The organism is Halpernia humi, from assembly GCF_900108025.1.
Classification (GTDB): Bacteria; Bacteroidota; Bacteroidia; order Flavobacteriales; family Weeksellaceae; genus Halpernia; species Halpernia humi.
Map to the genome: position 1 here is coordinate 377,344 of NZ_FNUS01000001.1, position 14,425 is coordinate 391,768.

A 14,425-nucleotide genomic window follows, 5' to 3' on the forward strand; every position below is an offset into this window, starting at 1 on the left:
TGTCGCGCTAAAGATAAATTTCTATTTTTGCGCCATGCTAAAACTTCTTTTCAAAACGCTTCTTGGGGGCCTATTTATTTTTCTACTTAATTCTTGCGCGACTAAAAAAACAGCCGTTCAATCCCGCAAAAAAATAGAAAAAAAAGAAATAAAACCTGCCGTTGAGAAAGAAGTAGAACCTAAAGTTGTAAAATTAAATTTACCAGAAGTTCCGCGAGAATTTCGCGCAGCATGGGTGGCTACAGTGGCGAATATCAATTGGCCTTCCCGAAACGATTTAACGACTGTGCAGCAAAAAGCAGAAGCCATTCAACTTTTAGATTTATTAAAAGACAATAATTTTAATGCGGTCATTTTCCAAGCAAGACCTTCTGCAGATGCTTTGTATGAAAGCAAACTAGAGCCTTGGTCTTATTTTTTAACGGGTCAAACAGGAAAAGCGCCCAATCCATATTACGATCCTTTGCAATTTTGGATTTCTGAAGCGCATAAAAGAGGCCTAGAATTGCATGTTTGGCTTAATCCGTTTCGCGCTTATCACACAACTGGTGGCAAAATTAACTCTGAATCTTTGGTTAAAAAAATGTCCGATGATGTAGTTAAATTGAGAAATGGAACTTACTGGATGGATCCAGCTAGCGAAAATGTACAAAATCATGTTTCAGAAATCGTAAAAGATTTAGTTGCAAGATATGATTTAGACGGCGTTCATTTTGATGATTATTTTTATCCTTACAAAGAATACAACGGTGGACGAGATTTCCCAGATACAAAATCTTGGAAGAATTATTTGAAAACCGGCGGCACTTTAAGCCGCGCAGATTGGCGAAGAGCAAATGTGAATAAATTTGTAAAACGCATTTACGAAGAAATTAAACTTCAAAAAAATGACGTGAAATTTGGCATCAGTCCGTTTGGAATTTGGAAATCTGGTTTCCCTGCTGATGTGGTGGGTTCTTCCCAGTATGACGAATTATTTGCAGATGCTAAACTTTGGCTAAACCAAGGTTGGATGGATTATTTTTCACCTCAATTATATTGGCCAATTTCTTCGCCAGGCCAAAATTTTAATTCTCTTTTAAATTGGTGGAAATCTGAAAATACAAAAAACCGACACCTTTGGCCGGGTTTAAATACAGTAGAACCAAAAGTAAGCGACGGTCCAACTGAAATCGTAAATGAAATAAATTCTGTTCGAAAGATTTTGCCAGCAAGCAAAGGTGAAATTCATTACAGCATCGCAGGATTATCTAAAAGTTCTGCCATGACTTCTGCTCTAAAAAATGGCCCTTACAAAGAGAAGGCTTTAGTTCCGGAAACGCCTTGGCTGAAAACAGGAACTCTAAAAAAACCAGAAATTTCTTTAGTAAAAAATCAAAATAATATTATAGTTAATTGGACTTCCCAAGATTTACAGAATGTTCGCGAATGGCTTCTTTACACAAAATATGGTGAAACTTGGGCGGTAGAAATCTTAACTCCGGATATTTTATCAAAAAATTTAGAACAAAATAAATTGGGAAAAAACCTTAGCGCAGTTGCCATAAAATCTGTCGGAAAACTAGGAAATGAAAGCCCCTATGTTGCAGAAATTGTAAACTAGAATCGTATTTATAATACATTAAAATCATTATCTTTGCACCCAATAATTTTAGAGTAAAAAGTCTCACGTCTCAAATCTCTAAATCTCAAATCTGAAAATATGAAATGTGGCATCGTCGGCTTACCAAACGTAGGCAAATCAACTTTATTTAATTGCCTAAGCAATGCAAAAGCGCAATCTGCAAACTATCCTTTTTGCACCATTGAGCCGAATGTAGGAACCGTTTCCGTTCCCGATCCAAGACTTTTTGAATTGGAAAAATTGGTAAATCCAGAACGCGTTTTACCTGCAGTTGTTGAAATTGTAGATATCGCAGGTTTGGTTAAAGGCGCAAGTAAAGGCGAAGGTTTGGGCAACCAATTTTTAGCAAATATACGCGAATGTGAAGCGATTATTCACGTTTTAAGATGCTTTGAAAACGACAATATTATTCACGTAGAAGGTTCTGTAGATCCTTTGCGCGACAAAGATATTATTGATATCGAGTTACAACTGAAAGATGCAGAAGTCCTAAACAAAGCCGTTGAAAAAGCCAAAAAACACATAAAATCTGGTAAAAAAGAAGACGTTTTAACTTATGAAACTTTGGTTAAACTTACTGAATTTGTAGAAGAAGGCAACAATGCCAGAGAATTTCAAACCGATGATTTTGGTTTAAAAGTGATGAGCGAAGTTCAGTTATTAACCAATAAACCAATTCTTTACGTTTGCAACGTAGATGAAAATTCCATAAAAAACGGAAATCCATGGTTGGCGAAAATTGATGAAATGGCAGCAAAAGAAAATGCAGAAACCATCGTTTTAGCCGCACAAATTGAAGCCGATATTAATGAATTAGACACTTTCGAAGAACGCCAAATGTTTTTAGAAGAACTCGGTTTAGAAGAACCAGGCGTAAACAGATTAATTCGCCAAGCCTATCATTTATTGAAATTACAAACCTATTTCACCGCAGGCGTAAAAGAAGTTCGCGCATGGACGATTGAAAAAGGCTTCACCGCGCCACAAGCAGCCGGCGTTATTCACACCGATTTCGAAAAAGGATTCATCCGTGCAGAAGTCATTAAATATGAAGATTTCATAAAATACGGCTCTGAAGCCAAAGTAAAAGAAGCAGGAAAATTAGCCGTCGAAGGCAAAGAATACATCGTTCAAGACGGCGATATGATGAATTTTAGATTTAATGTTTAGAATTTTTTGGGCGCCTTTATCCGTCTTCCGTTCCCACTTTTTTTTAAAAAATTTACAATCACAATGCTTTAAAATTTTTTAAAAAAAGAGTTCCACTCAAGCCGGGGCGCAACTTTTAGCGGAAAAGAAAGTTTATTTCCTAAAAATTACCATCTATATTATATTAACCCTTTCCGCGTTTCAAACGCTGAAAGGGTTTTTTAAATGACAGAACTTTCACTTTGTCAAAATCTTTGAAGCGTTATTGTATCTTGACAAAGTTTAGATTTTAAATCTATAGATCTGTGGAAATCTGTGAAATCAGTGAGCCATTCTTTTCACACAGATTTTCGTAGATTTTTTTTTAAAACGTGTACATTAAACCTTTAATGCAAAAAATATTGGTGTCTTTGTGGTCAAAAGAAACTCGCTACAATTTATATCAAAATTATATTTCAGAATTTAAAATGGATTTCCTATTTTTGTGAGAATCCGAAGTTTTGGATTTTTTAATAAAATTTTCTAAAAAAATTAATGAGCGAAAATATACAGACGCAATATACCGAAGACAACATACGATCACTGGATTGGCAGGAGCACATCCGCATTCGTCCCGGAATGTACATTGGGAAACTCGGCGACGGATCTTCAGCAGACGATGGTATTTACATTTTAATCAAGGAAATCATCGATAATTCCATTGACGAATTTGTGATGAAAGCCGGTAAAAAAGTCGAAATAAAATTGGATGAAGGTAAAATCAGCATCCGAGATTATGGCCGTGGAATTCCTTTGGGGAAAGTGGTTGACGCCGTTTCAAAAATGAATACGGGTGGTAAATACGATTCTAAAGCCTTTAAAAAATCAGTTGGTTTAAATGGTGTCGGAACAAAAGCCGTAAATGCACTTTCGGATTATTTTCGCGTGAAATCAGTTCGCGAAGGCGAAGTAAAAATTGCCGAATTTTCTAAAGGTTTAATAACTGAAGACTCTAAAATTGAGAAATCCACAGAAAAAAATGGAACTGAAATAACTTTTGTACCAGACGCTACGATTTTCACACATTTCAAATTCCGCAAGGAATATATTGAGAAAATGCTTAAAAATTACGCCTATCTCAATCCGGGTTTAAAATTAACTTTTAATGGTGAAACTTTTTTTAGCGAAAATGGTTTAAAAGATTTATTGACGGAGGAAATTGAAGAAGAAACGCTTTATCCAATTATTCATTTAAAAGATGAAGATATTGAAGTTGCCATTACACATTCAGATAAGTCGCAATCTGAGACCTATTTTTCTTTCGTAAACGGACAAAATACAACTCAGGGTGGAACCCATCTCAACGCTTTTCGTGAAGCGTATGTGAAAACGATTCGTGAATTTTTTAATAAAAACTTTGAAGCGGCAGATATTCGGAAATCAATTATAGCCGCAGTTGCTATCAAAGTGGTTGAACCTGTTTTCGAATCTCAAACGAAAACCAAACTCGGTTCAAACGAAATGGAACCTGGCAAACAAACCGTCCGGACTTTTGTGATTGATTTTATGAAATCTAAACTGGATAATTTTTTACATAAAAATCCAGAAGTTGCAGAAGCCATCAATAGAAAAATTATCATTTCTGAAAGAGAAAGAAAAGAACTTTCGGGCATTCAAAAATTAGCAAGAGAACGCGCTAAAAAAGTATCGCTTCACAATAAAAAATTGCGTGATTGCAGACAACATTACAGCGATCAAAAAGCCGTAAGAAAATCGGAATCTACCATTTTCATTACCGAAGGAGATTCTGCTTCTGGTTCGATTACAAAATCGCGTGATGTAGAAACACAGGCCGTTTTTAGTCTTAAAGGAAAACCTTTAAATTGCTACGGCATGACAAAGAAAGTGGTTTATGAAAATGAGGAATTTAATTTATTGCAAGCGGCATTAAATATTGAAAATTCTTTAGAAGATTTACGCTACAACCACGTTGTAATCGCAACTGATGCAGATGTTGATGGAATGCATATTCGTTTGCTTCTAATTACATTTTTCCTTCAATTTTTTCCAGATTTAATTAAAAACGGACATCTTTATATTTTACAAACGCCACTTTTCCGGGTTAGAAATAAAAAGGAAACTAGATATTGTTATTCGGAAGAAGAAAGAGTTAAAGCGTTAGATGAACTCGGTAAAAACCCTGAAATTACCCGTTTTAAAGGTTTGGGAGAAATTTCACCAGATGAATTTAAACATTTCATTGGCAAAGACATTCGTTTAGAACCTGTCGTTTTAGGAAAAGACACAACCATAGAAAATCTTTTAGAATTTTATATGGGAAAAAATACGCCTGATCGTCAATTATTTATTTTAGATAATTTGGTGATAGAAGAAAGCATTTTAGATAAGAAGGAAGTTGCAATTCTCGAAAAATAAAAAATAATTTATGAGATTAAGCAACAGAAACAAAGCACCGCTTTACAATTTTTTTCTTACATTTTTGAACTTAATCGTAGGATTGGGAGTTATTCTTTTTTTATTAGAAATATTTAGATTTAATATTTTAGGAAATGAGCAATATTTGTTGTTAATTATACCAATTTCGTTATTAGTTGTTTTCTTGCTTATGGGTAAGCAGATTTTTGAGTATGACAGTGATGGCGAAGCATTAAACCTTAAGAATAGAAGTATAATTCCTTTTTTAAGAAAAGTAGTAAATGATGAATTCCCAAAATATAAAGTATTAAAATTTGAAATCGTTAATTTTGGCCTAATCAAAAGACTTTACCTCACTATTTCAAGCAAAAAATCACATTCAATTATTTTAAAATATGAAATTTCATACCTTACAAAAAAAGAAATTAATGATTTAAAATTTTCATTAAATAAAGTAATTAAGCAAAATCGCCTAATAGAAAAATCCGAACAAACGCAATGACAGAAGATATTTCTCACGAAGAAGATAGTTTAAAAAAAGTTTCTGGGCTCTACCAAGATTGGTTTTTAGATTATGCTTCCTATGTAATTTTAGACCGCGCTATTCCATCTATTTTTGATGGTTTCAAACCTGTGCAACGTAGAATAATGCATTCTATGCGCGAGTTAGAAGATGGTCGCTACAATAAAGTGGCCAATATAGTCGGAAATACCATGAAATACCATCCGCACGGTGATGCTTCTATTACCGATGCAATGGTGCAAATTGGGCAAAAAGATATTTTAATAGATACGCAAGGAAACTGGGGAAATATTTATACCGGCGATTCTGCCGCAGCAGCGAGATATATCGAAGCACGATTGACGCCTTTTGCGTTAGAAGTTGTTTTTAACCCTAAAACTACAGAATGGTCGAAATCTTATGATGGAAGAAATAATGAGCCCGTAGATTTGCCCGTGAAATTTCCATTGTTACTTGCACAAGGTGTAGAAGGAATAGGCGTTGGACTTTCTACGAAGATTATGCCACATAATTTTAACGAATTAATTAATGCTTCCATTGCACATTTAAAAGGTAAAAAATTTGAATTGTTTCCTGATTTTTTAACTGGTGGTTTGCTCGATGTTTCTAATTATAATGACGGTGAAAGAGGTGGAAGACTGCGCACCAGAGCCAGAATTATCCAAAAAGATAAACATACCCTTTGCATTACTGAATTACCTTTTGGCAAAAATACAGGAGATTTAATAGACAGCATCATAAAAGCCAATGAAAAAGGCAAAATAAAAATAAAAAAAATCGAAGACAACACGTCGGATGTTGTTGAAATTAATATTTATTTGAATAATGATGTTTCGCCAGACAAAACGATAGATGCACTCTATGCATTTACAGATTGCGAAATTTCAATCTCGCCAAATGCATGTGTGATTGTCGGAAATAAACCAATGTTTCTTTCTGTTTCAGAAATTTTACGCAGAAATACGGAATTTACGCGTGAATTATTGCAACGCGAATTAGAAATTGAACTAAATGAATTGCAAGAAAAATGGCATTTTGCAAGTTTAGAAAAGATTTTTATTGAAAACGAAATTTATCAGGAAATAAAAAATAGAGCATCAAAAGAAGAAGTTTACACTGCAGTTGGAAATGCCTTAAAACCTTTTACTAAAAACCTTTTACGAGAAGTAAAAATAGAAGATATTATAAAATTAACGGAATTGCCGTTCATGCGAATTTCCCGTTATGACCAAGATAAAGCAATAGAAAATATCCTTGCTTTGGAAGCGAAAATGGAACAAGTAAAACACCATTTGGCAAATTTAACGGCTTACGCCATTTCCTATTTTGAAAATATTCAGAAAAAATATGGCAAAAATCGGGAACGAAAAACAGAATTGCGATTATTTGAAACCATTGATGCTTCAAAAGTAGCAGTTGCAAACGAAAAATTCTACGCAAATTTTGAAGAAGGATTTATCGGAACTTCGCTCAAAAAAGACCAATATTTATTTGATTGCTCCGATATTGATGATATTATTATCTTCCGAAAAGACGGCGTAATGCAAGTGGTAAAAGTAGATGCGAAAACTTTCGTAGGTAAAGATTTACTTCACGTTGGCATTTTTAAAAAAGGGGACAAAAGAACCATTTATAATATGATCTACCGCGAAGGAAAAACTGGGCCATATTATATGAAGCGCTTTGCAGTGACTTCTATCACAAGAAATACAGAATATTTCCTTGCTTCAGAAACAAAAGGTTCAGAAATCCTTTATTTTTCTGCCAATCCAAACGGTGAAGCAGAATTGGTAAGTGTTTTATTAAAACCAAACGCCAGAGTTCGGAAAAATAAAATTGAAATAGATTTTTCGGAATTAGCCATAAAAGGCCGAAACTCCAAAGGAAATTTGGTAACGAAATACGCCGTAAAGAAAATAGATCTAAAAGAAAAAGGCCATTCTACTTTAGCGCCGCGCAAAATTTGGTTTGATGATACTGTAAGACGCTTAAATGCAGACGCGCGAGGCAATTTGCTCGGCACTTTTAAAGGAGATGATAAAATTTTAATTATTAATTCCCAAGGAGAAGCCAAACTAATTTCCTTTGATTTACAAAACCGTTTTGATGATGATTATCTAATTTTAGAAAAATGGAAACCCGAGCAACCGCTTTCCTGCATTTATTATGACGGCGAAAAAAACATTTATTTCCTTAAAAGATTTTTGTTAGAAAATTCACCAAACGTTCAAAGTTTCTTTCCATCAGAACATCCAAAATCTTTTGTTGAAATGGTTATAACAGAACCAAATGCAACAGCAGAATTGGTTTTTGTAAAAGAAAAAGGAAAAGAAAAGGAAAACGAAATTATTAATATCGATGAATTTATTTCTGTAAAAGGTATAAAAGCACTCGGCAATCAACTTACAAAAGATAAAATAAAATTAATTAATCTAGAAATTCCTGAACCAGTTGAAGATTTTTCTGCAGATATAGACGAAGAAGAAAATCCCGAAGATCAGGAGCAAGATTCAAAAGATGAAGAATTTCCAGAAGATGGCACCATCGGTTCACTTTTTGAGGAAGAATAAAAAAAATTATGAATAGCATTTTATTACTTATTATCGCCGCAACCGCAATTTTCAGTTATTACGGCTGGCAAAATCTACATATTTTTGAAAAATATAAATTCAATGTAGGCGCCATTTTAAGAAACAAAGAATATGTGCGTTTGGTTTCTGCAGGTTTTTTGCACGCAGATCCTATGCATCTGATTTTTAATATGTTGACTTTGTATTTTTTTGGTCCTATAGTTTTGCAATACTTTGGCGTTTTAGGCTTTTTGCTCATTTATTTTGGCTCCATTATTTTAGGAAATGTGTTTTCACTTTATCTCTATAAAAGTCAATCTTGGTATTCCGCAATCGGCGCGAGTGGCGGCGTTTCTGGGATTTTATTTGCAGCAATTGGTATGTTTCCGTTTTTAGGCATACAATTTTTCTTCATTCCAATCGACATTCCTGGCTATCTTTTCGGCCTCGGATATTTTGGATATTCCGTTTATTCCATGCTCAATCCGCGCGCAAATGACAATATTGGGCACGCCGCGCATTTAGGCGGTGCAGGTTTTGGTTTGCTTTACGTAATCGCCATCGAACCCGCCGCTGCCATTCAAAACAGCGTATATTTATTCATAATGGCAATTCCATTACTTTATATGCTTTATGTAGTTTTTATACAGAAAAAAATTAATTAAAATTTTTAGGAGCAACACGTTTTTCATTTCTTCGAAGTTGAGTCCCGTTTTCCACTATATCCCGCTGAAGCGGGTATGCCGTTGCAACCGGGGCTAAAATTATAATGCATAGTTTTGTTCGAAGGGAAGTAGATATTTCAAAATAATACGAACTAAAATTTTCTTTCAATTTTAAAATTTCAAAAAAATTTCTGTATGTCCGTCATTCATCATAAATATTTTTTATTTTTTAACGACTTTGTTAAGCGAAATCAAAGATTCGACGAAGTCAAACGCCTTTATCAATGTTTTTATAATAGTTTTAGAGGAATTGATGATTCTTCGATTTGCGACCTTAAAAACATGATTTAGACAGAGAATCAATAAAAATCTTTGCGTTTTTCACGTTAAAAATTAGCATTATGGTTGAAAGCGGACATCCAAAAAAAAATAATACCATTTTATCTTTGAATTTTCCGAAAATAAAAATGCTCCGTAGGAGCAATATCTTTGTAGAAAAAATGAACAATATTGAAAAAGAACTCCGTAGGAGCTCAATCTTTTAAAGTAATTTTAATGACAAAATTATATAACTAATAATTTAATTTTTGAAAATAGTTATAAAAATATCCAAAATATTTTCAAATTATAAAACCAGCGTATTTTAAAATTATTTTTGTACCCAAATAAAACGGTCATTCCCAGAAATATCTTTCACTAGTTCTGAATGCGAGAAATTTCGAAATAAATCCAAGGTTTCTGCTCCTAATTTCTGATTAATTTCTAGAAAAATTTGACCGTTTTCTGTTAAATATTTTTCTGCATCCTTCGCAATTTTCCTGTAAAAGACCAACGAATCTGTGCTAGGAGAGAATAGCGCCATTTTTGGCTCAGTATTTTTCACAGAATTTTCAATTTCTGATTCTTCGTCAATCCCGATGTAAGGCGGATTAGAAATAATAACATCGTATTTTTCAGTTAATTCTGAATGCAAATAATCCTGAAAAATAAAATGGATTTCGGCTTGATGTTTTTCGGCATTTTCCTTAGCAATTTTTAATGCTTTATCTGAAAAATCTATGGCAGAAATTTCTGCTTGCGGAAAATTTTTTTTTAAAATTATTGGGATAATCCCACTTCCCGTGCCAATATCTAAAATTTTGAAATTTTCAGAATTTAAACTTTGAATTTTTTGAATCGCAAACTCTACTAATTCTTCAGTTTCTGGCCGAGGAATTAAAACTTCTTTTGATACATTAAATTTTAGACCGAAAAATTCTGCTTCGCCCAAAATATATTGGTACGGAATTTCGTTTTTGAGTTGATTTAAAGCATTTAAAAATTTTATTTCTTCAGATTCTGAAATAGTTTCGGATAATTTTTGCCGACTTTCAATTTTTGTTAAACCTAAAATTTCCGCTGAAAAAATATCAAATAATGTACTTATTTCTGAAATTGAGTAAATTTTAGAAAGATTTTCAAAAAAAAGCAATTTTAATTTTTCTAGTTTCATCGGGTGAAAACCAAGTTCGTTTTAGTAGAAAGTTTTTCATCAAATAAATAATGATCTGCATTAAAAGCTTTCACATCATTCAATTTTTTGGCATTTGTTTCAGCGCAAAATCTAGCCAATAATCCTCTCGCGTGTTTCGTGTAAACCACGATTGTTTTTGGTTTTCCGTTTCTTATTTCCTTAAATTCTACATTCACAATGTGGTTTTTCAATTCTGCTTGGTCCACTGCTTTGAAATATTCATGACTTGCCAAATTAAGCAAGATTTCATCTTTTTTTAATTCAGATTTTAATTCGTTTGTAATTTTTTCTTGCCAAAAAGAGTAGAGGTTTTTATTTTTTTCGAATTTAAAATTTCGGCCCATTTCCAATCTGTAAGGCATAATTCGGTCTGAAGGACGAAGCAAACCATATAAACCAGAAATTATTCGGAAATTTTTTTGTAGATATTTTGTAGCGTTTTCATCCAAAGTTTCTGCATCCAAACCTTTGTAAACTTCGCCATTAAAGGCATAGAGCGCTTGCGAACTTTTATTTGCAGATGGTTTTGGTGTCCAAACCTGATTTCTTTGCCAGTTTTCGTCTGCTAATTTTTGCGATATTTCCATTAATTCCGATAAATATTTGGGCGTTTTTGGTTTTAGATATTTTTGAATTAATTCTGCCTCGGTTATAAATTTCGCAGTTGTGCTTCTTAAAGGCGAATTTATAGAATATATCTTCATTAATTTTGCCGGCGAACTGATGATTTTCATTTTTAAAATTTAGTATTTTGACTTTATGGCAAGTTACTCAATTTACTGAAATTAATTGTTAAAACTAGTCTAAAATTTCAAAATATTTGAAGGGTTTTATTTAAAAATTAAACGTTTGTTCAATTATGACATACATAATAAAATCTATGATTTTTATCAATAATTTGTTAAATAAATAAATATTAACAAAATATTCATTTTTTTGGCTGTAAATTTGCACACTGAAAAATGATAAAAAAATAAAAATATGACAACAATAATAATAGGGTTATTTCCTACACAAAAAGAAGCGAAAAATTTAGCAACAGATTTAGAAAATTTTGGTTTTGCTAATGAAGATTACATCGTATATATTAACAAAGAAACGAAACACGAAGAAAATCTTTGGGAAAGATTATTTGGTGGTAGAACACCGAAATTTATCCCAACTGATAATGATAAATTGATCACAAGTGTGGCGATAAAAAATGAAGACCAATTAAAAATAGCAAAACAAATTTTTGCGAATCACAATGCCGTTCATGTTTATGAATTAAACGATATCGACATTAACGAAGCTAAATCTTTAGATTATTTGAAAAAAATTGTGAACACACGCGCAAAAGCGGAAGTTTATACAATGCCTTCAGTTGCTTCTGCTAAATTGGTAAAACTAAACCAAGGAATTCTATTAAATTAAATTGTTTGAAAATCTTGACAAAGTATTTTCAATGTTTTTCATTAGCCGAGTTTTTTACTCGGCTTTTTTTTATTTTAAAATAAAGTATCAGAAAGAATTTATATCTTTAAAAATTAATTTTAAAAAAAAATTATGTTTCAAAAAGTGGTGGTTTATTGCTTAATGTTTTTTAGCATTTTACTTTTTTCCCAACAAAAAACCTATTGCAATCCCATTAATATTGATTACGGCTATACACCTTTTGAAGTTTTTTCAACGCAAGGAAAACACCGCACAACGGCAGATCCTGTAATTGTAAATTTTAAAAATAATTATTTTTTATTTTCTACAAACCAAGAAGGATATTGGTGGAGTAGTGATATGCTAAATTGGAAATTTATTCACAGAAAATTTTTGCGAGACAAAAAATATATCCACGATCTAAACGCGCCTGCAGTTTGGAAAATGAAAGACACACTTTATGTTTATGGTTCTACGTGGAAATCAGATTTCCCCATTTGTAGTTCTACAAATCCCACAAAAGACGATTGGAAAATAGCAGTAGATACTTTAAAAGTCGGCGCTTGGGATCCTGCATTTCATTATGACGAAGCGAAAAATAAACTCTATTTATATTGGGGATCGAGCAATGAATGGCCACTTTTGGGAACGAAAATAAATATGAAAACCATGCAATCTGAAGGTTATGTGAAACCTGTTGTAAAATTGCATCCAGAAGAACACGGTTGGGAAAGATTTGGCGAATATAATGACAATACCTTCATGCAACCGTTCATAGAAGGCGCTTGGATGACGGAGCATAATGGAAAATATTATTTGCAATATGGCGCACCAGCAACCGAATTTAGCGGCTATGCAGATGGTGTTTATGTGAGCAAAGATCCGCTGGAAGGTTTTGAATATCAAAAAAATAATCCGTTTTCTTATAAACCTGGTGGTTTTGCAAGAGGTGCAGGTCATGGTTCAACTTTCGAGGATAATTTTGGCGAATTTTGGCATGTTTCTACAATAGTAATTAATGTAAAAAATAATTTTGAAAGACGTATCGGCATTTGGCCTGCTGGTTTTGATAAAGACGATGTCATGTATTGCAATACGTCGTTTGGCGATTATCCCACCTTTTTGCCAGAATATGCAAAAGGAAAAGATTTTACAAAAGGATTATTTGCCGGTTGGATGTTATTAAATTATGACAAACCCGTACAAGTTTCTAGCACTTTGGAAAGTTACCAGCCAAATTTAGCCGTTGATGAAGATATTAAAACCTATTGGTCTGCAAAAACAGGAAACACTGGAGAATGGTTTCAAACCGATTTGGGAGAAATTTCTACAATTAACGCTATACAAATAAATTACGCCGATCAAGATGCAGAATTTATGGGCAAAACTTTAGGAAAAATGCACCAGTATAAAATTTACAGTTCTAATGATGGCAAACATTGGAAAATTTTAATTGATAAAAGTAAAAACCAAACCGATGTTCCGCACGATTATATCGAATTAGAAAAACCTGCGAAAGCCAGATTTCTTAAAATGGAAAATTTAAAAATGCCTACAGGAAAATTTGCGTTAAGTGGTTTCCGTGTTTTTGGGAAAGGTTCTGGAGAAAAACCTGAGCCAGTTCAGAATTTTTTTCCGCTCAGAACACCGCCAGGCAAAGTAGGAGAGCGAAGAAGTGTTTGGCTAAAATGGCAGCAAAATCCCGATGCAGATGGCTATAATATTTATTTTGGAAAATCGCCAGACAAATTATATGGAAGCATTATGGTTTACCAAAAAAACGATTATTTTTTCACTGGCGCAGACGCTTCAGATGCTTATTATTTTCAAATCGAAGCCTTTAATAATAACGGAATTTCTGCGAGAAGTGAAATAAAAGAAACCAAATAATTAAAAATTTTAGCAATGAATTTTTCAATCCAGCAGGAATTATCCAACGAAAATATTATTATAAAACCATTGTTTAAAAATGATTTTGAAGACCTATTTTCACAAGCCGCAGACGAAGAAGTTTGGAGCCAACATCCCAACAAAAACCGCTACAAAAGAGATGTTTTTGAAAATTTTTTTGATGGAGCAATGCAAAGCCAAGGCGCGTTTGTTATCATTGATAAAGCAACAAATGAAATAATTGGAAGCACGCGTTATTACGATTATAATGCAGAAGAAAATAGCATTTTCATTGGCTATACTTTTTATGGCAAAAAATATTGGGGCAAAAATTATAATTCTCAAGTGAAAAAATTAATGCTCGATTATATTTTTCAGTATGTAGATTTTGTAAATTTCCATGTTGGAAATGAAAATTTTCGGTCTCAAAGAGCGATGGAAAAATTGGGCGCAAAAAAGTTAGATGAAATTGAAGTGGCTTATTTTGGGGAAGAACCACGAACGAATTTTTTGTATCGGATTTATAAAAAAGATTTTTTGAATAGATAAATTATTTCCCTTTATCTGGAAGTATTTTTTTGCTTAAAACAAAAGAAAATTAATTCTTTTTGGTGGCGCGAGCATTTATTTTATTGATAAATAAATTGATAAAATTAAAATCTT

11 protein-coding genes are annotated in these 14,425 nt (G+C 32.9%); 9 read left to right on the plus strand and 2 right to left on the minus strand.

The window, feature by feature from the left end; all coding sequences use genetic code 11:
• Positions 1 to 34: 34 nt before the first annotated feature.
• From C4S29_RS01805 to C4S29_RS01830, 6 genes are all read left to right on the plus strand, one after another.
• Positions 35 to 1,603, plus strand: coding sequence for a glycoside hydrolase family 10 protein (locus C4S29_RS01805; protein ID WP_103912414.1), 1,569 nt, complete (start codon positions 35 to 37; stop codon positions 1,601 to 1,603).
• Positions 1,604 to 1,702: 99 nt separating this feature from the next.
• Positions 1,703 to 2,794 (plus strand): redox-regulated ATPase YchF, encoded by a 1,092-nt coding sequence (gene ychF, locus C4S29_RS01810; RefSeq protein WP_103912415.1) that lies wholly within the window; start codon positions 1,703 to 1,705, stop codon positions 2,792 to 2,794.
• Positions 2,795 to 3,307: 513 nt separating this feature from the next.
• Positions 3,308 to 5,188, plus strand: coding sequence for a DNA topoisomerase IV subunit B (locus C4S29_RS01815; protein WP_103912416.1), 1,881 nt, complete (start codon positions 3,308 to 3,310; stop codon positions 5,186 to 5,188).
• 10 nt (positions 5,189 to 5,198) lie between these two features.
• Positions 5,199 to 5,690, plus strand: coding sequence for a hypothetical protein (locus tag C4S29_RS01820; RefSeq protein WP_103912417.1), 492 nt, complete (start codon positions 5,199 to 5,201; stop codon positions 5,688 to 5,690).
• Positions 5,687 to 8,281 (plus strand): DNA gyrase/topoisomerase IV subunit A, encoded by a 2,595-nt coding sequence (locus tag C4S29_RS01825; protein WP_103912418.1) that lies wholly within the window; start codon positions 5,687 to 5,689, stop codon positions 8,279 to 8,281. Before C4S29_RS01820 ends, C4S29_RS01825 begins: the two co-directional genes overlap by 4 nt.
• A gap of 8 nt (positions 8,282 to 8,289) precedes the next feature.
• Positions 8,290 to 8,946 carry a rhomboid family intramembrane serine protease gene (locus C4S29_RS01830; RefSeq protein ID WP_103912419.1) on the plus strand — a complete coding sequence of 219 codons (657 nt, stop codon included), beginning with the start codon at positions 8,290 to 8,292 and terminating at the stop codon, positions 8,944 to 8,946.
• Between the two features lie 649 nt (positions 8,947 to 9,595).
• Here the strand turns inward: C4S29_RS01830 and prmC are convergent.
• Positions 9,596 to 10,438, minus strand: coding sequence for a peptide chain release factor N(5)-glutamine methyltransferase (gene prmC, locus C4S29_RS01835; protein ID WP_103912420.1), 843 nt, complete (start codon positions 10,436 to 10,438; stop codon positions 9,596 to 9,598).
• On the minus strand, positions 10,435 to 11,193 hold the full coding sequence (gene yaaA / locus C4S29_RS01840) for a peroxide stress protein YaaA (protein WP_103912421.1): 759 nt from the start codon (positions 11,191 to 11,193) through the stop codon (positions 10,435 to 10,437). The genes prmC and yaaA overlap by 4 nt, the downstream gene beginning before the upstream one ends.
• A 247-nt stretch (positions 11,194 to 11,440) precedes the next feature.
• On the opposite strand from yaaA, the gene C4S29_RS01845 reads away from it, so the two are divergent.
• The 3 genes from C4S29_RS01845 to C4S29_RS01855 all read left to right on the plus strand — a co-directional run bounded on the left by C4S29_RS01845 (position 11,441) and on the right by C4S29_RS01855 (position 14,311).
• On the plus strand, positions 11,441 to 11,872 hold the full coding sequence (locus C4S29_RS01845; protein WP_103912422.1) for a hypothetical protein: 432 nt from the start codon (positions 11,441 to 11,443) through the stop codon (positions 11,870 to 11,872).
• Between the two features lie 132 nt (positions 11,873 to 12,004).
• The gene (locus tag C4S29_RS01850; RefSeq protein WP_103912423.1) at positions 12,005 to 13,762 is read left to right on the plus strand and encodes a discoidin domain-containing protein; all 1,758 of its coding nucleotides are present in this window, start codon (positions 12,005 to 12,007) and stop codon (positions 13,760 to 13,762) included.
• Positions 13,763 to 13,777: 15 nt separating this feature from the next.
• Positions 13,778 to 14,311: a GNAT family N-acetyltransferase gene (locus C4S29_RS01855; RefSeq protein ID WP_103912424.1), complete on the plus strand. Its 534-nt coding sequence runs from the start codon at positions 13,778 to 13,780 to the stop codon at positions 14,309 to 14,311.
• The last annotated feature ends 114 nt before the right edge of the window (positions 14,312 to 14,425 follow it).